Genomic DNA, 20,464 nt, shown 5'->3' with positions numbered 1-20,464 from the left:
GACCGGCGGCAAAGTCGACGCGTCCGCCGGACAGCAGGTCGAGCGTCGCCCATTCCTCGGCGACGTGCAGCGGATGATGCACCGGCAGGAGCGTCACCGCCGGCGCCAGGCGAAGCTTCGTGGTGGCGCCCGCGAGCTGCGCCAGCATGGCGAGCGGCGAGGCGTTCACCCCTAGGAGATTGAAGTGATGCTCGCCGATCCAGGCCGAGTTCAACCCGACCTTCTCGGCCCACAACGCCTCTGCATAGATGTCCTGCAGGAACGCCTCGGCGGTACGCGGATTGTTCGGATAGCGATTGTCGCTCAGCGTGAAGTAACCGAATTCCATGAGCGCCTCCTCCAGCTGTCATGCATCATGCTCATGGGTTATTTGCAAACGCAATCATATTATTTGCAAATACAAATTAAAAAGGGATGTCATGGCCTTGCGGACATGGGCACCCCGCCCTGCCTACCCTCGAAGATGAAGATCATTGCCGGGAGCGCGCCACTCCAGCGGCGCTCATGGACTTCTGGACCGCGGGCGTCTCGCCCGCTCTTCTCATGAGCGGGCGAAACGCCCGCAGTCCGCATGAGCGCCACGGGAGTGGCGCGCTAAGGGGCGCGCTCCCGGCAATAACTTGCCGCCCTACGGCTGTCGCGGCGCGACCTCGGCCAGGGACATGACCCAGTCGCGAAAGGCCTTGATCTTGCGTCGGCGGATCGCCTCGGGCGGGTAGACGACGTAGTAGGCGAGCTCGGTCGACATCTTGAAGTCGAACGGCGCCACCAGGCGGCCGGCCTCGAGATCGGGCGCCACGAGCTTGTGCCGGCCCAGCGCCACGCCCAGGCCGTCCATCGCCGCCTGGTAGGCGGCCAGGGAGAAATCGAACGACACGCCGCGCGAGGCGTCGATGCCCTTGACGCCCGCTGCGGTCAGCCAGATCTGCCAGTCGTCCGGGAAGTTGCCGATATGCAGGAGCGTGAAGTTCTTGAGATCGGCCGGCTTCTTCAGGCCATTCGGTCCTTTGACCAGGGACGGCGCGCAGACCGGCATGACGTCCTCGGTGAGCAGCCGCTCGGCGCTGAGGGACGGCCAGTGGCCCCTGCCGTAGCGGATGCCGATGTCGACGTCCTCACGCGCGAAATCGACCAGGTCGGTGGAGGTGCTGACCCGCACGTCGACCTCCGGATTGGTGCGCTGGAAGCCGCCGAGCCGCGGCACCAGCCATTTCATGGCGAAGGACGCCGTGGTGGTAACGGTGAGATGGCCGCCGCGATCCTTCTGCAGGAGCTTCTCGGTCGCCTCGTTCAGCTGGTCGAAGGCCGCGCGCACCGCGGGCAGGTAGGCCTGGCCCGCCTCGGAGAGCAGCAGGGAGCGATTGCGCCGCACGAACAATTTTAATCCGAGCCGCTGCTCGAGACCGCGCACCTGGTGGCTGATCGCGGCCTGGGTGACGCTGAGCTCGTCGGCCGCATCCGTGAAGCTCATATGACGGGCGGCCGCCTCGAAGGCTCGCAGGCCGTTGAGCGGGGGCAGGGTGCGCTTCATGGCTCTCCAGATGCATGAGGGAAATTTATCAAAACAGGACAAACGGTCATTTGTAAAGGACCCTGCCGGGCCACAAATCCAGCTCAGCAAAGACGCACTGATTTCAAGGAGAGTCCCATGGCCAACGTGTCACTCCACTATCGCTCTCAGGCGCCCCTGGCAGGCACTTTCGAGGTTCTCGGCCAGATCCTCGCCACGTGGCGCCGCCGCGCCCAGGAGCGCCGCGAGCTGGCCAACCTCGATGCACGCACCATCCGCGATCTGGGGTTGAGCACCGGCGAAGTCCAGTTCGAGGCCAGCAAGCCGTTCTGGCGCAGCTAGTTCCCGCCTTCCGGAGCAGGCCCTTTCCTACCCTGCCGGGCCTATCCCCCCTCCGGATCCTGGCCGGCGGTCGACCTTCAGCCTCCCTGTCGACCGCCGGCCTTTTTCTTTGCCCACCGCCCATGGCAATTGGCGTCGGCCGCCGGATAGAGGGTTCGGCCACCCGCGCCTGAAATGGCGCCATGGCCCGGCGCCTCCGTCATGCAACGTCAATCCTGCGCCCGCTCCTCGCCGAATGGCGATGCCGCGCCCGCAGTCGCGCCGAGGTCTCGACACTGCACGGCTGCACGATCCGTGATCTCGGGCTCAGCCGCAGCCAGTTGCGCTTCGAAGCAGAGAAGCCGTTCTGGCGTTCCTGAATGGACCGCGGGCGCCTGCCCGCTCGTGGCTCATGGCTGGGACCGCGCCACTCCAATGGCGCTCTTCTCGTCGATTGCGCAGCCCATGAGCGCCACTGGAGTGGCGCGGTCCCGGCGGAAGACCATGAGCGGGCGAGACCCTTCGGCAAGTTCAGGGCAGGCGCCCGCGGTCCATTTCGGACCCTTCGCTTTTTCTTTGTCGTCGCCTCTGCTAGAGGCCGCTCGTGGCACTCTCCGACCTTCAGATCCAGACGCTGACGCGCGATGCCGTTCAGCGCGCCGCCGCCGGCGACTTCGCCGGGGCAGAGCCGCTCCTGGCGCAAGTCGCCGATGCACGGCCCAACTCGGGGCAGGCGCTGCACATCCTCGGGCAGGCCCGCCTCAAGCTCGGCCGGTTCGCCGAGGCACGCGAGCCGCTCGAACGAGCGGCCAAGTTCCTGCCGCGAGAAGCCGCCGCCCAGGTCAATCTCGCCGGCTGCCTGATGGTGCTGGGCGAGCACGCCGAGGCCCTGGTCGCGCTCGAGCGCGCGGGCCGGCTCAAGCCCGACGATGCCGCGATCGCCCACAATCGGGGACGCGCGCTCGAAGCGCTCGGACGAAGCGCCGAAGCCGAGCAGGCCTATGGCGACGCCCTGGCGATCGATCATCGTCTGCTTCCCTCGCTATCGGCGCGCGCGCGACTGATGGCAGCACGCGGCGACTGGATCGGCGCCCTGTCGGACATCGAAAGCGCCCTGGTGAGCCGCCCGAGCGACCCGCAGCTCCGGCTGCGTCGCGGCGAACTGCTGCTGCGCCAGGGCGACTGGCTGCGCGGGCTCGGTGACTACGAGGCACGGCTGGAGATCGCCGGCGAGCGCTATACGCCCGAGCTGCCGCGCTGGCAGGGCGAGCCGCTCGCTGGCCGCCTGCTGGTCTATCCCGAGCAGACGGACATCGACAGCGACGCAGCCATGCGCGACACCCTGATGCTGGCGCGCGGGGTCGATGCGGTCGTGCAGTGTTCGGCGACTCTCGATTCCTGGCTCGATGGCCCGACGGCGCGGCGCGGCGATCCGCTCGACGGCTTCGCCGCGGCGGCGCCGCTGCGCAGCCTGCCGTATCTGCTCGGCTGGACGCTCGAAGCCCTGCCCGCACCCGGCCCTCTCGAGGTCACCGCCGAGCCGGCGTCGCGCATTGGCTGGTTCGCGCCCAGCGACCCGCCCGCAGGGCTCGAGATCGAGCGCGACAGCATGCAGATCCTGCGCTGCCGCCTGGTCGTCGGCGACGACTCGTGGCCGATCCACCTTGCCGCCCGGCTCGGCATTCCGGCGGTCCTGTTGCGCGGCGATCCGCCCGACTGGCTGTTGGGCCCGCACGACGGCGTCTCGCCCTGGTATCGCACCCTGGAAGTGATCGACGCGAAGGACAGCGAAGCGCTGGCGGCGCGCCTGGAGAGATGCTGATATCCGCCGCACGCGGAGGAGCACCATGGCCAAGACCCTGTTCGACAAGATCTGGGACAGCCACGTCATCACCGATCTCGGCAACGGCTTCGTCCTGCTGCACATCGACCGGCTGCTGCTGCACGACCTGTCGGGCGCCCGCGCGCTGCAGGAGGCCGGCGAGAAGGGTTATGCACCCGCCCAGCCGCAGCTGATCTACGCCACGCCCGACCACGCCATCTCGACGGCGCCGGGCCGCACCGAGAAGACCTTTCCACCCGGCGAGCCGCTGATCCGCGGCATGCGCGCCAGCACCGCGCAGCACGGCATTCGCCTGTTCGACATCGGCCAGGACGGCAACGGCATCGTCCACGTCATCGGGCCCGAGCTCGCGCTCACGCTGCCCGGCACGACGCTGATCTGCGGTGACAGCCACACCTGCACGCATGGCGGCATGGGCGCGCTGGCCTTCGGCGTCGGCTCGTCCGAGCTGGTGCACGCGCTCGCCACGCAGACCATGGTGCAGCGCAAGCCCCGGCGCTTCCGCGTGAGTTTCGACGGTGCCATCCCGGCAGGCGTCACGCCCAAGGACATGATCCTGCACCTGATCGGTGACGTCGGCACCGCGGCCGGCACCGGCCATGCCGTCGAGTATGCCGGCTCGGCGATCCGCGGCCTGCCCGTCGAGGGACGGCTCACGATCTGCAATCTCTCGATCGAGATGGGCGCGCGGACCGGCATGGTCGCGCCCGACGACACCACGTTCGCCTATCTGCACGGCCGCGACTACGCGCCCAGGGAAGCGCTGTGGGATCGTGCGCTGGCGCATTGGCGCACCCTGACCTCCGACCCGGACGCCGAGTTCGACCGCGAGCATACGATCGACATGCGCAAGGTGGCGCCGCAAATCACCTGGGGCACCAGCCCCGAGCACGTGATCGCCGTCGACCGGCCGATCCCCGATCCCGCCTCCGGTCCTGAAGAGAAACGCGCCGCGTGGACGGCCGCCCTGCAATACCAAGGCCTCGAGCCCGGCAAGCCGATCGAGGGCACCAAGGTCGACTGGGTGTTCATCGGCTCGTGCACCAACAGCCGCCTCTCCGACCTGCGCGCCGCCGCGGCGATCGCCAAGGGCCGGCGCACGGCATCCCACGTCCATGCCTGGATCGTGCCCGGCTCGGAGCGGGTCAAGCGCGAGGCCGAAGCCGAAGGCCTCGACCGCATCTTCACCGAGGCCGGCTTCGAATGGCGCGAGCCCGGCTGCTCGATGTGCATCGCCTCCAATGGCGAGCGTGTGCCACCGGGCCAGCGCAGCGTCTCGACCTCGAACCGCAACTTCGTCGGCCGCCAGGGGCCGGGCGCGCGTACCCATCTCGCCAGCCCGGCGATGGCCGCCGCTGCAGCGATCAAGGGCGCCATCACCGATGTGCGAAAGCTCTAATCTGATGCCTCGAGTTTGTCTGCACGCTCCTGTCCTCCCCCTGTGGCGCTGCAAACAGCACCACAGGGGGAAGACAGGAGCGTGAGTCCGGCGAATTGAGTCACAAGCTCTCGGGAGCGAGGTCGGAGGAAGCAGGATGGAAAAATTCACCAAGGTGACCGGCGTCGCCGCCCCGCTGATGCGCCAGAACGTCGACACCGATCTCGTCATCCGCATCGAGCGCCTCGTCAACAACACCGGCCGCGAAGGCTTGGGCCCCTACTGTTTCGAGCAGATCCGCTTCAAGCCTGACGGCAGCGAGAACCCTGACTGCGTGTTCAACCAGGCGCCCTATCGCGGCGCGCCCATCATCCTCTCGGCCGACAATTTCGGCTGTGGCTCCAGTCGCGAAGGCGCGGTGTGGGCGCTCGCCGGCATGGGCGTCAAGGCCGTGATCGCGCCCTCCTACGGCGACATCTTCTTCAACAACTGCTTCCAGAACGGTCTGCTGCCGATAAGACTACCGATCGAGGAAGTCGAGCGGCTGGCCGAGGAGACCCGCGCCTCGCCCGGCAACGCGCGGATCACCGTCGACCTCGAGAACTGCCAGGTCATCTCGCCGACCGGGCGCACGATTCCCTTCGAGGTCGATGCGCGGCGCCAGCACGCGCTGCTGAACGGGCTGGACGACATTGCCCAGACCATGACCCACAGGGACGCGATCGCCGCGTGGCAGGGCACCGACAAGACGGCGCGGCCCTGGGTATGGCTATGATCGCTTGAAGCCGGTCCACGCGCTCGCCGCCGCGCTCATCGTGGCGATGTGGGGGTTGAACTTCACCGTCATCCGCTTCGGCCTCGACGAGTTCTCGCCCTTCACCTTCGCCGTCTGGCGGTCCGTGCTGGCGGCGCTGCCGGTGCTGTTCCTGCCCAGGCCGGCAATCTCGTGGGCAATGCTGGCCGGCATCGGCACCTTCATGTTCGGCGGCCAGTTCGTTTTCCTGTTCTTCGCCATGCAGGCCGGACTGCCGCCCGGCCTGACGTCGGTTCTCGTCCAGCTTCAGGGCCCGCTCACGGTCGTGCTCGCAGCGCTCGTTCTGCGCGAGCATGCGACGTTCGGCCAATGGTTGGGCCTCGCCATCGCCACAGTCGGCGTGGTCCTGATCGGCCGCTCGGTGGAAGGCAGTGCCACCATCCTCGCCATCCTGCTGGCGCTGATGTCGGCGCTGAGCTGGGCGACCGGCAACCTCTTCTTCCGGGCGGCGCGCGGCGTGTCGATGTTCGCCGTCACGGCGTGGGCGAGCCTGCTGCCGACACCGCCGCTCGCCGTCGTCGCCCTGGTCATGGAGGGCCCGGCGGCGCTGCTCGCGCCGATCCTCGAACCGACCTTGAAGGGCTGGCTCGTGCTCTTCTACACCGTCGCGCCGGTGATGTGGCTGGGCTACCTGATCTGGGGCACGCTGCTGCGCACCTATCCGGCCGCCAAGGTCGGCCCGATCTCCCTTCTGGTGCCCTGCGTCGCCCTCGCCTTCGCCGCCTGGCTGGTCGGCGAGCCGGTCAGTGGCCTGCGCTTCGTCGGCATCGCGGTGGTGTTGGGCGGCGTGGCCCTCGGGCTCTTCGCCTCGGTAAGGAGGATGCGGTAGCGCTCGTCATCCGACGGATCGCCGGAACCCTGGGCTCCCGCGCTTGCTGTCATTGACGCTCGAGAGCTAGCTATTCCGCGGCGATGCCTGCCTCGCGAATCACCTTGCCCCATCGGGCATGATCAGCCCGCACCACCGCGGCGAATGTTTCCGGATCGTCGCCGACGACATCGCCACCCTGGGCGGCGAACCAGGCCTTCGCGTCCGGCTGGCGCAACAACTTGACCAGCTCCTGGTTGAGGCGCGCAACGATTGCCTTGGACGTGCCCGCGGGCACGGCGATCCCCATCCACGCACGGTACTCGTAGTCTGCAAGTCCGGATTCGATGAAGGTCGGCACGTCGGGCGCGGCCGCCGTGCGGCTCGTGCCGGTCACGGCAAGCGCGCGCAGCTTGCCGGCCTTGACCGGCTGCATCTGCATGGAAAGACCGTCGATCGTGTACGCAATCCGTCCGCCCAGGAGGTCGGCAAGCGCAGGTGCTGCGCCCTTGTATGGCACGTGCACAACGTCGATGCCGGCCAATCTCTTGAACAGCTCTCCCGCCAGGTGGGGAGGCGTGCCGATGCCCGACGAGCCATAGGAGAGCTGTCCCGGCCTTTCCTGCGCCAGCTTGATCAGCTCGGTCAGCGATCGCGCGGGCACCTCCGGATGAATCGCCATCATCAAGGGGGAATCGACCAGCCGGGCCACCGGGATGAAATCGCCGAAAGGATCATACCCTGGCCGAAGGTACAGGTGCGGGTTCTGTGCCAGCGTACCCGTGTCCACGATGACCAGCGTAAGGCCGTCGGCAGGGCTCTTCGCAGCGGCCTGCATGCCGATGTTTCCGCCGGCGCCGGCCTTGTTCTCGACGATAACCGGCTGTCCCAGCGCCGGCGCCAGACGCTCTGCCACCCAGCGGGCGCGGATATCGCGCGGGCTGCCCGGCGGGGACGGAGCGATGATCCGGATGGGGCCGGAAGGATACTCCTGCGCGACCGCCGGCAGCGCGCAGACATAGACCAAGAGGACGGCGATCAATCGAGCCAGGTACATTTGTCTGCTCCCGTCAGCCTCGAGCGCCAGTAGATCACCGGCGCGACGAGGGCCGTAAGATGCTGCGCGATCCCGGCCGATAACGTATGGTTATCGCTGCCATGCGCCTGAACCAGATTCGCGACCTTCTGGCTGTCGTCGAGGCGGGCAGCCTGCGCGCCGCCGCGCGGCGCATCGGCATCTCCCAGCCGGCCATGAGCAAGAGCCTGGCGCAGCTCGAACGGGAGCTGCACGCGCAGCTGGTGCTGCGGACCGCGCGGGGAATCGTGCTGACGCCGGCCGGCCGCGCCTTCGTCGCGCGTGGTCGCGTGGTCGAAGCCGAGCTGCGCAAGGCGCGGGACGACCTGTCGGCGCTGCGCGGAAGCCGTGAGGGGGCGGTTGCCTTCGGTGTCGGCCCCGCGGTCACGGTCCCCCTCGTTCCGGACGCCATGGCGCGGTTCCGCGCCAAGTGGCCACGAGCGCACGTGCGGATTCGCGAAGGCATGAGGACCGCGCTGCTGCCCCTCGTGCGCGACGAGACGCTGGATTTCACGATCTCCGAGAACGTCGCGCCGGGCGGCGAGGCCGGCCTTCAATTCCGGCCGCTGATCAAGCCCGAGCTGGTCATCGTGGGCCGCCGAGGGCATCCGCTGGCGCACGCGAAGACCTTGCAGGAACTCGCGGCCGCCGACTGGCTGATCTTCAACCCGCCAGGCGCGCGCGGCGCGCTCGAGCGCACGTTCGAGGCGTCGGGCCTGCCGCCCCCCAAGGCCCTCGTGCATTGCGAGTCGTATGCCACCGCGCTGGCCCTGATTGCGCGCAGCGACTTGCTGGGGCTGGTCCTGCGCGAGCTGACCGAGCTGTCCCTGGCCGACCGATTCGTGCAGCGGTGGCGCCTTCGGGAGAAGATCTCGCCCCCGACGATCGGCATCTTCTCGCGGGCCGACACGCCGCTCTCTCCGGCGGCCGCGGCTATGATCCAGTCACTCGGCGCCGCAGCCCGGGCGCTGCCGAAGCACATCTAGTTCCAGAGGTGAAGGCGAGATACGACACGATGTTGGGATCGGTATTGATCGGGCGATCACTGCCAGCCGCGGCCGGAAGCGCAGGCGCAGCACCATCACCGACGTCCCCCAGCTTGATCACGAGACGCAGCGCCGGCACCTCGACAAGTCGCGTGAACACGTCATGGGTGCTTGCATCGGCGCCGTAGCCGGCCTCCCCGTCATGCTTGACCCGAGCCCTCGAAGCCTTCCTCCTTGCTTGCGCTACGACGCCTGCAGCCCGCACCATTCGGCGATGAACAGCGCCGTTGCCTGGGTGATCTTGCGGACCGATTCGAGATTGACCTTCTCGTCGAAGCCGTGGATGTCGTCGGATTGCGGGCCGTAGACCAGCGCCGGGATGCCGGCATAGAGGCCGAAGAAGCGGTTGTCGGCGGTGCCGGTCGAGGTCTTGTCCAGGAGGTCATAGCCAAACACCGTCTTGTGCGCCTCGGCGAGCACGCCGCGCACCTGCTCGTGGTTCTTCAGTACGAAAGGCTCGGCCTGGAAGCCCTCCCAGGTCACGCTCGGCGGGTTGTTGCCGAGGAACGAGTCATTGGCGGCGGCCTTGCGGATCAGATCCTCGATCTCCTGGCGCGCTTCCTTGAGGGTCTGCGTCGGCAGCACGCCGACGCGCATGTCGAAGGTGCACCAGGCCGGCACCGAGCTCGCCCAGTCACCGCCGGCGATCTTGCCGACGTTGAAGTTCACCGGGTGATGATGGCTGTGGAAGTGCGGGTCGTGCGCCTTCTTCTCGTTCCACTTCTTCTCCAGCTCGCGCAGCGCCTGGATAAGGCGGAACGCCGATTCGATGGCGTTCGAACCGGCGTCGGCCTTGTAGACATGCACCGGATGGCCGGTCACCTTGACCTGGAACCACATGACGCCGACCTGGGCGATCGTCAGCACGCCCGAGGACGGCTCGGGGATCAGCGCGGCATCGCCGCGATAGCCGCGCTGCAGGCAGGCGAGCGCGCCGTTGCCGGTGCACTCCTCCTCGACCACCGACTGCTGGTAGACGTCGGCGGCAGGCTGGTAGCCGAGGGCGCGCAGGGCTCGCAGGGCGAATACGTTGAGGATGAGGCCGGCCTTCATGTCACCCGAGCCGCGGCCGTACAGCCAGCCGTCGCGTATGACCGGAACGAAGGGAGGCCGCGACCACATCTCGTGCGGGCCCTCGGGCACGACATCGATGTGGCCGTTCAGGATCAGCGACCGCCCCTTCGGGCTCGAGGGCCGCCAGGCGCCGACCACGTTCCATGCGTCGTCGTAGTCCTGCGAATGCGGCGAGTAGCCCGGCAAGTGCTTGAGATCGTCGATCTTGATCTGCCAGCGATCGACGCCGAGCCCGTCCTCCTTGAACAGGCGCGCCATCATGTCCTGCGCCGGCGCTTCGCGAAAACGCGTCGACGGAATCTTGACGAGGTCGGCAAGCACCTTGGTCTGATCGTCGAAGCGACGATCGACCTCGGACATGATTCTGGTCTTGAGCGATGAATCGAGCATGGCGCGGACTTTGGCGCATGCACGGTGTCCCGTCAAAAGTCATGCTCTTCCGGACCGCGAGCGTCCCGCTCGCTCATGCTCATGAGCGAGCGGGACGCTCCGGATGAGCATGACTCACAGCAGCGGCGGCGGACCCTGGACGCCGAGCGCATGCTGGCCGAACAGCGTACCCTGCAGGTCGGTCGAGAACATGACGTGGGCGTTGGCGGCGTGGGCGTCGCGGAACAGGCGCTGCATGGTGCTGGTGAGGTAGAGACCGCCCGATCCGGCAATGCCCATCAGGATGTCGACCGCCTCGACGCACATGCGGGCGGAGAAGAAGGCGTCGCGGCGGTAGCGCACCTTGATGTCGTGGGTGAACTCGGCGCCGGAGCGCGCCACCGCCATGGCGTGATCGCAGGCCTGCTGCATCAGCATCTCGGCGGTATCGATGCGCGCGCTCGCCTCGGCGACCTTGATCTGCGTCGCCTGGCTGGCATTGACCGGAACGCCGGTGTTGGTCGTGAGCCGCCGGCGCGCCGCACCGACCGTCGACTCGTAGGCGCCCTTGGCGCATCCCAGCAGAACGCCGGACAGCACATACGGCCCGAGCGCCAGCAGCGGCAGCCGGAAGATCGGCCCGGGGTTCACTTTCGAGCCCGGATGCGGCTGGCCGTTCAGCGCCCACGCCGTGATCGTCTGGATGTCGGGCACGAACAGCTTGCTGGTGGCGACGTCCTTGGAGCCCGTGCCGGCCAGCCCCACCGCGTGCCAATTGTCGATGATCTCGTACTGCGAGCGATGGACCAGGGCGAAGCGCTGATCGACCGGCGGGCCGTCGTCGCGTTCGCGCACCATGAAGCCCAGCATGTTCCAGTCCGAGTTGTCGACGCCCGACGACAGGGGCCAGCGGCCGCTGACCTCGTAGCCGCCATCGACCTTGCGGCCGCGCCCGGCTGCAAAGGCCAGCGAGGTGGCGATCAGCGTGTCGGGCGAGGCATTCCAGATCTCCTCCTGCATCTCCGGCTCGAAATAGCCGAGCAGCCAGTGGTGACTGGAAAGATTGCCGAGGTTCCACGAGGTCGACGGACAGACCTTGGCGATCTCGGCGCAGACATCGACCATGACGCGAAGATCGAGCTCGGGCCCGCCCACCCGCGCCGGCTGCATGATGCGGAACAGCCCGGTGCGGTGCAGATCGCGCTCGTTGTCGTCGATCAGGCGGCGCTGGCGTTCGCACTCGGCGGCCCGTTCGGCGAACCCCGGCACGAGGCCACGCGCCCGCTCGAGCATCTCGTCGGCCGTTACCCCGGTGAACGATACGGGCTCCCTGGGCAGCGTCGCCGACGGCGTCCAATGCCTGGGGGTGATTGCCGGATGCACGGCCATGCGCTGCTTCCTTCCCTGCGTCTCGATTGGCAGGAAGCTAGCGCCCGCCCATGGTCCAGGCCAGCCGGCGTGCGCGTCGCTCCGAGCGCGACAGCATGGCGGCGGGAATCAGGGCCGCCAGGGCGACCACGCCCACGACGATGAAAGTGTCGGAAAATGCCAGCATCTGGGCCTTGGCTTGCAGGATTGCGCCGAGATACTCCAACGCGCCCGCCTTCTGCTGCTGGACCGGCAGGCCGTCACGCTGCAGGAGCTGCTCGATCAGCAGGATCAGGCGTTCGGTGGTACGGTTGCCCCAATCCTGCGTGGCGGTGAGCGCATCGGCATGGAAGCGGGTGCGCACCTCGAAGAACGCCACCATCCCGTTGATGCCGAAGGCGCCGCCGAGTTGGCGCATGAAATTGGCGACGCCGGCGCCCTGGCGCACCTTGTCGGCGGGCAAGGCCTTGAGCGAGGCCGCATTGAGGCTGGGGTTGATGAAACCGAGACCGAGCCGCGAGACCATGACCATGGCGACCAGGGTCCAGAATGTCGTATCGACATCCGCCGCCGTCATGAAGGCGAAGCCCATGGCGAACAGCACCAGCCCGAAGATGATCATGGTCGAGGCCGGGATGGCATCGGCCAGGCGGCCGGCCATCGGAAAGATGAAGGCCAGCATGATGCCGGCCGGCATCATCATCAGGCCGGCGAGCAGCGGCGTGAAGCCGATGATGGTCTGCACGAACACCGGGATGACGTAGGTCGAGCCCATCATGCCGGCGCCGAAGATGAAGGCGATGAGGGCGGCCGCCGAGAACTCGATGCTGGCGAAGATGCGCATGTCGAGCAGCGCCCGCGGCGTGTGCAGCTCCCAGGTGACGAAGGCCACGCCGGCGACGGCACCGACTGTCAGCCGCAGCACGATCGTGTCGGACTCCCAGCCCTCGCGCTGGCCGTCGGCGATGCCGGTCATCAGGCCGAACAGGGCGAGGCAGAGCAGGCCGAAGCCCAGCCAGTCGAACGGCGGAATCGTCTTGGGAATGCGCCGAGTCGGCATGAACACCATGCCCATGGCCGCGGCGATGACGCAAAATGGCAGCGAGATGTAGAAGACGTAGCGCCAGGAGAAATACTCGATCATCAACCCGCCGAGGGTGGGGCCGATCGCCGGCGCGAACACGACGCCCAAGCCGAACACGCCCATTGCCATACCGCGGCGCTCGGCCGGAAAGACCGTGAAGATGGTCGCCATCACCAGCGGCTGGGCGATGCCGGCGCTGAAGCCTTGCAGGATACGGGAGAAGATCAGGATGTCCTCGTTCGGCGCCGAGCCGCCCAGCACGGCGCCGATCGAGAAGAACACCAGCGCGCCAACGAAGGTGCGGCGTTCGCCCAGCACGCCCACCACCCAGGCGTTGATCAGCATGCCGGCGGTCATGGTCGCCATGTAGGCCGACGACATCCACTGCGCCTTGTCCTGGCCGATGCCGAAGGCGCCCATCACGTCGGGCACCGCCACGTTGACCGTGGTCATCGCCAGCACCATCGAGACCACGCCGACCATGCCGGTGATGGTGACCAGCCAGCGATAGGCCGGACCGAAACGCTCGCTCAGGACCTGCGCCGTTTGAACGGGAGCAGGCTGGATGGGGGCGGGCTGGCCGGCGCTGTTAGCGGACGTCAATTTCGACTTCGACCATCATCCCCGGCGTCAGCGGCTTGGGCATCTCGACCATGTCGATTTTGACCGGCACCCGCTGGGTGATCTTGGTGAAATTGCCGGAGGGGTTGGGCGTCGGCAGCAAGGCGAAGCGGGCCGTGGTGGCGCTGCCGATGCGCCCGACCCGGCCGACGAACCTCTCGCCGGGATAGGCGTCGACCGAGACGATGACCTTCTGGCCGATCTTGAGGCGACCGACCTGAGTCTCCTTGATGTTGGCCTCGACCCAGACCTCGTCGGGATTGTGCAAGAGCAGGATGCGCTGGCCCGATGCGACGTACTCGCCGGGCAGCACGAAAGTGCGATCGACAACGGCCGGGATCGGGCTGCGGATGGTGCGATCCTCGATGTCGACCAGCTGCTGACGCATCTGCGCCGCCAGGTTGGCGACCTGATGGTCGAGGGCGGCGATCTGGGCGTCGATGACGCCGATCTTGTCGGTCTCGGCCTTGGCCTCCTCGAGCGCGCCCAGCGCCTGCTGATGCTCGGCCTTGGATTGCAGGACCTGGGCTTCAAGCTTCTCGACCGCTGCGTGCGCCACCTGCAGCTGCCGCTCGCCGACGACGCGGCGCTCGAACAGCACCTTGTTGCGCTCGAAATCGAGCCTGGCGAGATCGAGATCGGACTTCGCCGCCGACAGCGCCTTGGCGCGTGCCTCGACGGCCGCCACCCGGGTCTTGGTGAGCGCATCGACCTGGCCGAGGCTGAGGCGACGCTCGGCGCGCAACTTGGTGCGCTCAGCGCGCACGCCCTCGATCTGGGCGCGAAATGAATCGGCTCGCAGCTTGACCGTACGATCGTCGATGCGCGCCACCATCTGCCCGGCGGCGACGCGGGTGCCTTCCGGCGCCGGCATCTCCATCACCCAGCCCTCGGCGCGGCTGGAGATGGTCACGATGTCGGCGCTGACCCGCGCATCGTATTCGTAGATGTGGGTCCAACGCAGGTAGAGTTCGTAGCCGCCATAAGCGAGAGCCAGCAGCACGATGACGATGGCCGCCAGGAACTTCGGGGACAGCGGCACGCGGAAGCGCGCGCGCGTGTTCTGCTGGCGCGGCAGGACCCCGACGGTCGGTTGGGAGGCACCAATTCGCCCGGACGCCGAGGGGATCGACTGGTCCACGGAGCTAGCGGAGCCACCTTGTCATTATGTAATCATAAGCCTGAAACATGCGAGCAGCCATCGTGCTCGCCGTCTTGCTGGACCGCTCTGCACGCATGCCGGCTCCGAGCGTCGCGGAGGGGTCGCACCTTGCCAAATCACCCCCGACAGGCAACCGTTCGGAACGCCTCACGAACTCACCATCCGCACAGCAAAAGATTACCGGATCAGACTCATGCCCGACGCCTCGCACGGTCCCGCCTCCCGCCAACCCGATGTGGTCTCCCTCGATGTCGCCATCGTTGGCGGCGGCCTGGCCGGTCTCTATGCCATCCATCGGTTGCGTGGCCAGGGCCTGAAGGTTCGCGCCTACGAGGCCGGTTCGGGCATCGGCGGCACCTGGTTCTGGAACCGCTACCCCGGCGCGCGCTGCGACGTCGAAAGCCTGGAGTATTCCTACAGCTTCTCCGACGAGCTGCAGCAGGAGTGGAAATGGCCGGAGCGCTACGGCACTCAGCCCGAGATCCTGCGCTACATCAACCACGTCGCCGACCGCTTCGATCTGCGCCGCGACGTGCAGCTCGACACCCGCATCGTCTCCGCCGTGTTCGACGGCGCAGCCAACCAATGGGTGCTGCGGACCGCCGATGACGAGACGATCCAGGCGCGCTATTGCGTGATGGCCGCCGGCAACCTGTCGACGCCGCGCGTGCCCGACTTCCCAGGCCTCGGGAGCTTCCGCGGCAAGTGGTACCATTCCGGTCTGTGGCCGCATGATGGCGTCGATTTCACCGGCCTCCGCGTCGGCGTGATCGGTACCGGCTCGTCGGGCGTGCAGATGATCCCGATCATCGCCCGCCAGGCCAGGCACTTGCATGTCTTCCAGCGCACCGCCAATTTCAGCCTGCCGGCGCGCAACGCGCCGATGGACCCGACCCGCGAGAGGAACCACAAGGCGGAGTATCCCGCGCGGCGCCGGGCGGCGGCCGACACGCCATTCGCGATCGCCGGCCATCCCAAGCCGACCCATCCGGCGCTCGCCGTCCCCGACGACGCGCGCAACGCCGCCTACGAATCCAAGTGGCAGGAGGGCGGCAGCATCAGCTTCCTCTACGCCTACACCGACCTGCTGGTGAGCAAGGAGGCGAACGACACGGCGTCGGAGTTCGTGCGCAACAAGATCCGTGGCACGGTGAAGGACCCGCGCACCGCCGAGCTGCTGGCGCCCAAGGATCATCCGATCGGCACCAAGCGGCTCTGCCTCGATACGAACTATTACGAGACCTACAACCGCGACAACGTCACCCTGGTCGACGTGCGCAGCGATCCGATCGACCGCATCACCGAGACCGGCCTTCGGACGAAGGGCGAGCAGACGTTCGAGCTCGACGCCATCGTGTTCGCGACCGGCTTCGACGCCATGACCGGCGCGCAGCGCGAAATCGACGTGCGCACCAGCGCCGGCGCCGTGCTGCGCGACCACTGGGAGGGTGGGCCGCTCACCTATCTCGGCCTGATGGTGTCGGGCTTCCCCAACATGTTCGTCGTGACCGGGCCGGGCAGCCCGGGCGTCAAGACGCAGATGATCGCCTCGATCGAGCAGCACGTCGACTGGATCGCCGACTGCCTCGACCATATGCGCGCCCGCGGTCTCGACCGCATCGAGGCATCGGCCCAGGCGGAAGCGGCGTGGGTCGGCCACGTCAACGCGGTCGCCGACAGCACGCTCTATCCGCTGGCCAATTCCTGGTACATGGGTGCCAACATTCCTGGCAAGCCGCGCGTGTTCATGCCCTATGTCGGCGGCTTCGACCGCTACAAGCGCCACTGCGACGCCGTGGCCGCCAAGGGCTACGAGGGCTTTGCGCTGAGCAGGCACGTCAAGGCGGCGGTGTAGTCCTCCCTCCTCCGTCATCGGGGGAGGTGGCCCGAAGGGCAAGGGGGAGAGCCCCACAAGAGATTTGTGAGTTCCGACGTCGGGGCTCTCGCCTGTGGCCTTCCCCTCCGCCCCGCCTGCGCGGCCTTCGCCGCTACGCCGCGGCGAAGGCCCCTATGACGCGGCACCTTCCCATAGGCGTTAAAATACAAGGGACCTCACCCTGAGGAGCGGCCCGGAGGGCCGCGTCTCGATTCGGACGACGGAACCTTCGCCCTTTGGTCGGCAACAGTGAGGGTGCTGCGACACGGCTTTTCCAACGAGCTCCTGTGTGGCCCATCCTTCGAGACGCGCCCTTCAGGCGCTCCTCAGGATGAGGTCTCCTTCTATTTTAACGCCTATGGGGCACCTCCCCCGATTACGGCCCGATTACGGTCCGATTTCGGGGAGGAATGATGTGGCTGGTTGGCCGCACCGTTTCGCGCTATGGCACGCCGCCATGGAGACATTGCGCAGCCTGGAGGCGCTCGAACGCGAGCGCCTGCTGACGGCCGACCCGCGGCTGGCCGAGGCCGCGCAGTCGATGGCGATCGCGCTCACGCCCGACATGCTGGCCCTGATCGACCGGCGCGATCCGGCGCGCGATCCGATCGCCCGGCAGTTCGTGCCGGATGCCGCCGAGACCGAGGTCTCGGCCGACGAGCTCGCCGACCCGATCGGCGACGAGGCGCGCTCGCCGGTCAAGGGCATCGTGCACCGCTATCCCGACCGCGTGCTGCTGAAGCCCCTGCATGTCTGTCCGGTCTATTGCCGCTTCTGCTTCCGGCGCGAGAAGGTCGGTCCCGGCGGCGAGGCCCTGTCAGCGGGTGAGCTCGACAGCGCCCTCGCCTACATCCGCGAACATCGCGAGATCTGGGAGGTCATCCTGACAGGCGGCGACCCGCTGATGCTGGCGCCGCGCCGCCTCGCCGAACTGCTCGCCCGACTCGACGCAATCGACCATGTGGCGGTGCTGCGCATCCATAGCCGGGTGCCCATTGTCGATCCCGGACGGGTGACCAACGAGCTGCTCGCTGCCCTGCGCGGGCGCCGCGCCGCGCTGTGGCTCGGCGTCCACTGCAATCATCCACGCGAGCTCAGCACCGCAACGCGCGCCGCGTTGGCTCGCCTCGCCGATGCGGGCATTCCGCTGCTCGGCCAGACGGTGCTGCTGGCCGGAATCAACGACGATCTCGAGACCCTCGACCGGTTGATGCGCGCGCTGGTCGCTTCGCGGGTGAAGCCCTACTACCTGCATCATCCCGACTTGGTGCGCGGCACCGGTCATTTCCGGGTCTCGATCGAACGTGGCCAGGCGTTGATGAAGGCCTTGCGCGGCCGCCTGTCCGGCCTGGCGCAGCCGACCTACGTGCTCGACGTGCCGGGCGGGCACGGCAAGGTGCCAATCGGCCCCAGCTATCTCGGCCCGGGCCATCTTGGCGACGATCCGCAGGGATTGCTCGTCGAGGATGCCTTCGGCGAGCGCCACCGCTATCCGCGCTGAGCCTCCTCGACCAGGATCTCCTTGCCGACCAGCCCGGTTGCACGGATGACGAGCTCGATCTCGACGCTGCCGGCCTTGTCGAAAGCCAGCGTCACCGGCAGGGAGGCCCCCTTGGCCAGCGGCACTTTGAGGCCGAGCATCAACAGGTGATAGCCGCGCGGCTTCAGGGTCAGCGTTGCGTCGGCAGGGATGCGCAGGCCGTCCGGCAGCGGCCGCATCTTGATGTCGCCGCCGACCACCTTGATGGCGTGGATCTCGATCCGCTCGGCAAGCCGGCTGCTGGCCGAGACCAGGCGGTCCGCCGTCCCGCCCTTGTTCGTCACCGTGAAGAAGCCGCCGCATTCCGGCGAGACCTGCGATTCCCCGCGCGCCCAGGGATCGCTGATCACCAGCTTGCCCACAGTGCAGGCGGTCGGCTTGCGGATGCCGCTGAGCCAGTTCGGCAAGGTCGGTCCTCCATTAGAATTCCTCGGGGCCGGAACGACGCCCGACTGATTTTTTCTAGGTGCCAGTTTTTCTAGGTACTTGGGCCGGCCGGCACAAGCGCGCCGGCGGCCGGCGCGCAATCGGCCGCAGATCACCGCCGGCTGGCGGCGGCGAGCGCCGGGCGCGTCATGCGCGCCTGCGGGGCGCTCAGCTCCTCGATCAGCCATTCCTCGAACGCCTTGGTCTTCGGCCGGCTGGCCGACGCCGGCGGGCACACGAACCACCACGCCTTGCCGCTGTCGACGATCTGCGGGAAGGGCTGGAACAGCCGGCCCGAGGCGAGCTCCTCGCGGAACAGCTGCGGCGGTCCGACGGCGACGCCCGCGCCTTCCATCGCCGCCTCGACGGCGATCATCGTCGAGTCGAAGGTCAGCACGCGCTTGGGCTTGAAGTCGCCCATGCCGACCGCGCGCAGCCAGATCGACCATTCCGGATCGTAGGTCATGTCGATGAACGGCACGCGCTTGAGATCGTCCAGCGTCTTGAGCTTGTCGCGGTAGCGACGTCCGCAGAGCGGCGTCAAAACGTCGGAAAACAGCCGCGTCGCATGCAGATCGGGCTCCGGCTGCACGGTGAAGCGGATCGCGCAATCGAAGTCCTCGCGCGCGAAATCGACGCGCCGCTGCGTCGTCGTCATGCGCACCTCGATCTCCGGATGCTTGGCCTGGAAACGATGCAGGCGCGGCGCCAGCCAGCCGAGCGCGAAGGTGGTGACCAGGCTGACATTGAGCGTGCCCGAGTTGGCCTTGCGGCCGACGCGCTCCAGCGCGTTGGTCATGCGGTCGAAGGCATCGCGCAGATCGGGCAGCAGCGCCGCACCCTCGCCGGTGATCTCGAGGCCGCGCGGACGGCGCACGAACAGCGCCACGCCCAGCCGTTCCTCGAGCGCCTTCACCTGGTGGCTGACGGCGGCCTGGGTGACGTGGAGTTCCTCGGCGGCATGCGTGAAGCTCGCGTGGCGCGCTGCCGCCTCGAAAGCCCGGAGGGCGTTGAGCGGCAGCTGAGAGCGGCTCATGGGACAATCTCGATCATAAAAATTCTAAGCCTCTCCCGAGGTTTCGTCCTTTGAACAATTAGGGACTGTACCGCAAATAACGCGCGGAAACGAGACGTATGGGGCTATCCGGTTCCCAGTCCGTTTCAAACGGAGCTAAGTCATGTCGACCCTGTCCAGCGTACGGGATGTCGCCCGCGCGGAAGCCTCTTCCTTCACCTTCGGCCGCGCCATGGCGCTGCTGGCCGGTGCGGTCGTGGTCGGGTTCGAGCACATCATGACCCGCGCCGAACTTGCGAAATCGCGACGCCAACTGGGCGAGCTCGACGAGCGCCTGCTGCGCGACATCGGGCTCGACCGGGCGACCGCCCGGCTCGAGGCCGACCGGGGCTACTGGTCCTGAGGTCATCATTGGACCGCGGGCGTCTCGCCCGCTCTTCCCATGAGCGGGCGAGACGCCCGTGGTCCGGATGAGCAGAATTGCCGTCGGCAGCCGGATAGAGCAGGTTGGGTCAGAGGGCTCATATGGTGCCATGACCCAACACTCTCTCTCCCTCGCCACCCCGGCGCTCGCCACGACCGCCATGCCCAGCCCGGAAGAGTGCTGGCAGGCCGTCCTGGGACGCGATCGGGCCCACAACGGCCGGTTCTGGTTCTCGGTCAGGACGACCGGGGTCTATTGCCGGCCCTCCTGCGCCGCGCGCAGGCCACTCAGGCGCAACGTGGCGTTCCACCCCACGCCCGAAGCCGCCGAGGCGGCGGGCTTCCGCCCCTGCAAGCGCTGCAAGCCGCGCGATTGGCTGGCTGGCGCCGCCCTGGAAGGCGGCCTCAGCAAACCAGTCGCGCGTGCCTGCGCACTGTTCGACTCGCCGGATAGCGATTCACCGCCCTCGCTCGGCGAGGTCGCGCGTCGCGTCGGCCTCTCGAGCGGGGCGCTGAGCAAGCGCTTCATCGCCGAGCTCGGAGTCAATCCGCGCGACTGGCTGGTCGCACGGAAGCGCGAGCGCTTCCGCAAGGCGCTGCGCGAGGGCGAAACCGTCGCCGATGCGCTCTATGGCGCGGGCTACGGCTCGCCGAGTCGCGTCTACGAGACCAGCGACAAGGCGCTGGGCATGACGCCGGCCACCTATGCCA

The 20,464-nt window shown here is 67.7% G+C and carries 19 protein-coding genes; 10 read left to right on the top strand and 9 right to left on the bottom strand.

All coding sequences use genetic code 11. From position 1 onward, the window contains the following. Positions 1-328, bottom strand: a 328-nt coding sequence (locus AB7O82_RS27210; protein ID WP_428620604.1) for an LLM class flavin-dependent oxidoreductase, incomplete at its 3' end; no start/stop codon positions are given. A 300-nt stretch (positions 329-628) separates the two neighbouring features. Then, the gene (locus AB7O82_RS27205) at positions 629-1,531 is read right to left on the bottom strand and encodes a transcriptional regulator GcvA (RefSeq protein ID WP_428547200.1); all 903 of its coding nucleotides are present in this window, start codon (positions 1,529-1,531) and stop codon (positions 629-631) included. A 117-nt stretch (positions 1,532-1,648) separates the two neighbouring features. Here AB7O82_RS27205 and AB7O82_RS27200 point away from each other — a divergent pair, with 117 nt between their 5' ends. The 5 genes from AB7O82_RS27200 to AB7O82_RS27180 all read left to right on the top strand — a co-directional run bounded on the left by AB7O82_RS27200 (position 1,649) and on the right by AB7O82_RS27180 (position 6,695). Beyond that, positions 1,649-1,852, top strand: coding sequence for a DUF1127 domain-containing protein (locus tag AB7O82_RS27200; RefSeq protein ID WP_428547197.1), 204 nt, complete (start codon positions 1,649-1,651; stop codon positions 1,850-1,852). Positions 1,853-2,435: 583 nt separating this feature from the next. Further along, positions 2,436-3,653 carry a tetratricopeptide repeat protein gene (locus AB7O82_RS27195; protein ID WP_428547194.1) on the top strand — a complete coding sequence of 406 codons (1,218 nt, stop codon included), beginning with the start codon at positions 2,436-2,438 and terminating at the stop codon, positions 3,651-3,653. Positions 3,654-3,678: 25 nt separating this feature from the next. Next, complete coding sequence (leuC, locus tag AB7O82_RS27190; RefSeq protein ID WP_428547191.1) at positions 3,679-5,073, top strand: 3-isopropylmalate dehydratase large subunit; 1,395 nt, start codon at positions 3,679-3,681, stop codon at positions 5,071-5,073. A gap of 136 nt (positions 5,074-5,209) precedes the next feature. Continuing rightward, complete coding sequence (gene leuD, locus AB7O82_RS27185; protein WP_428547188.1) at positions 5,210-5,827, top strand: 3-isopropylmalate dehydratase small subunit; 618 nt, start codon at positions 5,210-5,212, stop codon at positions 5,825-5,827. A 4-nt stretch (positions 5,828-5,831) separates the two neighbouring features. Beyond that, positions 5,832-6,695 (top strand): EamA family transporter, encoded by an 864-nt coding sequence (locus AB7O82_RS27180; RefSeq protein WP_428547185.1) that lies wholly within the window; start codon positions 5,832-5,834, stop codon positions 6,693-6,695. 70 nt (positions 6,696-6,765) lie between these two features. Here AB7O82_RS27180 and AB7O82_RS27175 read toward each other — a convergent pair whose 3' ends face one another. Next, positions 6,766-7,716 (bottom strand): Bug family tripartite tricarboxylate transporter substrate binding protein, encoded by a 951-nt coding sequence (locus AB7O82_RS27175; RefSeq protein WP_428620602.1) that lies wholly within the window; start codon positions 7,714-7,716, stop codon positions 6,766-6,768. Between the two features lie 101 nt (positions 7,717-7,817). Here AB7O82_RS27175 and AB7O82_RS27170 point away from each other — a divergent pair, with 101 nt between their 5' ends. Next, positions 7,818-8,735 carry a LysR substrate-binding domain-containing protein gene (locus tag AB7O82_RS27170; RefSeq protein WP_428620600.1) on the top strand — a complete coding sequence of 306 codons (918 nt, stop codon included), beginning with the start codon at positions 7,818-7,820 and terminating at the stop codon, positions 8,733-8,735. A 243-nt stretch (positions 8,736-8,978) separates the two neighbouring features. Here the strand turns inward: AB7O82_RS27170 and AB7O82_RS27165 are convergent, their stop codons facing one another. From AB7O82_RS27165 to AB7O82_RS27150, 4 genes are all read right to left on the bottom strand, one after another. Beyond that, positions 8,979-10,259 (bottom strand): ArgE/DapE family deacylase, encoded by a 1,281-nt coding sequence (locus tag AB7O82_RS27165; RefSeq protein WP_428547176.1) that lies wholly within the window; start codon positions 10,257-10,259, stop codon positions 8,979-8,981. A 114-nt stretch (positions 10,260-10,373) separates the two neighbouring features. Then, positions 10,374-11,627 carry an acyl-CoA dehydrogenase family protein gene (locus tag AB7O82_RS27160; RefSeq protein WP_428547173.1) on the bottom strand — a complete coding sequence of 418 codons (1,254 nt, stop codon included), beginning with the start codon at positions 11,625-11,627 and terminating at the stop codon, positions 10,374-10,376. Between the two features lie 37 nt (positions 11,628-11,664). Next, entirely contained in the window at positions 11,665-13,293 is a 1,629-nt protein-coding gene (locus tag AB7O82_RS27155; protein ID WP_428547170.1) for a DHA2 family efflux MFS transporter permease subunit, read from the bottom strand. Beyond that, the gene (locus AB7O82_RS27150; RefSeq protein ID WP_428547167.1) at positions 13,280-14,452 is read right to left on the bottom strand and encodes an HlyD family secretion protein; all 1,173 of its coding nucleotides are present in this window, start codon (positions 14,450-14,452) and stop codon (positions 13,280-13,282) included. Before AB7O82_RS27150 ends, AB7O82_RS27155 begins: the two co-directional genes overlap by 14 nt. Before the next feature lie 214 nt (positions 14,453-14,666). On the opposite strand from AB7O82_RS27150, the gene AB7O82_RS27145 reads away from it, so the two are divergent. Then, positions 14,667-16,328, top strand: coding sequence for a flavin-containing monooxygenase (locus AB7O82_RS27145; RefSeq protein ID WP_428620598.1), 1,662 nt, complete (start codon positions 14,667-14,669; stop codon positions 16,326-16,328). 478 nt (positions 16,329-16,806) lie between these two features. After that, complete coding sequence (locus AB7O82_RS27140) at positions 16,807-17,850, top strand: lysine-2,3-aminomutase-like protein (RefSeq protein ID WP_428555478.1); 1,044 nt, start codon at positions 16,807-16,809, stop codon at positions 17,848-17,850. On the opposite strand, the gene AB7O82_RS27135 is transcribed toward AB7O82_RS27140, so the two are convergent. Both AB7O82_RS27135 and gcvA read right to left on the bottom strand, forming a co-directional pair. Continuing rightward, positions 17,838-18,296 carry a copper chaperone PCu(A)C gene (locus AB7O82_RS27135; RefSeq protein ID WP_428555475.1) on the bottom strand — a complete coding sequence of 153 codons (459 nt, stop codon included), beginning with the start codon at positions 18,294-18,296 and terminating at the stop codon, positions 17,838-17,840. The genes AB7O82_RS27140 and AB7O82_RS27135 overlap by 13 nt on opposite strands. A gap of 131 nt (positions 18,297-18,427) precedes the next feature. Next, the gene (gene gcvA, locus AB7O82_RS27130) at positions 18,428-19,351 is read right to left on the bottom strand and encodes a transcriptional regulator GcvA (protein ID WP_428555473.1); all 924 of its coding nucleotides are present in this window, start codon (positions 19,349-19,351) and stop codon (positions 18,428-18,430) included. A 142-nt stretch (positions 19,352-19,493) separates the two neighbouring features. Here gcvA and AB7O82_RS27125 point away from each other — a divergent pair, with 142 nt between their 5' ends. Continuing rightward, positions 19,494-19,733 carry a DUF1127 domain-containing protein gene (locus AB7O82_RS27125; protein WP_428555471.1) on the top strand — a complete coding sequence of 80 codons (240 nt, stop codon included), beginning with the start codon at positions 19,494-19,496 and terminating at the stop codon, positions 19,731-19,733. 130 nt (positions 19,734-19,863) lie between these two features. Beyond that, on the top strand, positions 19,864-20,464 hold a 601-nt coding region (locus AB7O82_RS27120), incomplete at its 3' end, for a bifunctional transcriptional activator/DNA repair enzyme AdaA (protein WP_428620596.1).

The organism is Reyranella sp., assembly GCF_050185545.1.
Classification (GTDB): Bacteria; Pseudomonadota; Alphaproteobacteria; order Reyranellales; family Reyranellaceae; genus Reyranella.
This window is presented reverse-complemented; position numbering and strand designations above follow the sequence as displayed.

Coding starts and splice junctions, on each gene's coding strand:
- AB7O82_RS27205 (WP_428547200.1), bottom strand. CDS start 1,531: ATGAAGCGCACCCTGCCCCCGCTCAACGGCCTGCGAGCCTTCGAGGCG.
- AB7O82_RS27200 (WP_428547197.1), top strand. CDS start 1,649: ATGGCCAACGTGTCACTCCACTATCGCTCTCAGGCGCCCCTGGCAGGC.
- leuC (WP_428547191.1), top strand. CDS start 3,679: ATGGCCAAGACCCTGTTCGACAAGATCTGGGACAGCCACGTCATCACC.
- leuD (WP_428547188.1), top strand. CDS start 5,210: ATGGAAAAATTCACCAAGGTGACCGGCGTCGCCGCCCCGCTGATGCGC.
- AB7O82_RS27170 (WP_428620600.1), top strand. CDS start 7,818: ATGGTTATCGCTGCCATGCGCCTGAACCAGATTCGCGACCTTCTGGCT.
- AB7O82_RS27165 (WP_428547176.1), bottom strand. CDS start 10,259: ATGCTCGATTCATCGCTCAAGACCAGAATCATGTCCGAGGTCGATCGT.
- AB7O82_RS27160 (WP_428547173.1), bottom strand. CDS start 11,627: ATGGCCGTGCATCCGGCAATCACCCCCAGGCATTGGACGCCGTCGGCG.
- AB7O82_RS27145 (WP_428620598.1), top strand. CDS start 14,667: ATGCCCGACGCCTCGCACGGTCCCGCCTCCCGCCAACCCGATGTGGTC.
- AB7O82_RS27140 (WP_428555478.1), top strand. CDS start 16,807: ATGGAGACATTGCGCAGCCTGGAGGCGCTCGAACGCGAGCGCCTGCTG.
- gcvA (WP_428555473.1), bottom strand. CDS start 19,351: ATGAGCCGCTCTCAGCTGCCGCTCAACGCCCTCCGGGCTTTCGAGGCG.
- AB7O82_RS27125 (WP_428555471.1), top strand. CDS start 19,494: ATGTCGACCCTGTCCAGCGTACGGGATGTCGCCCGCGCGGAAGCCTCT.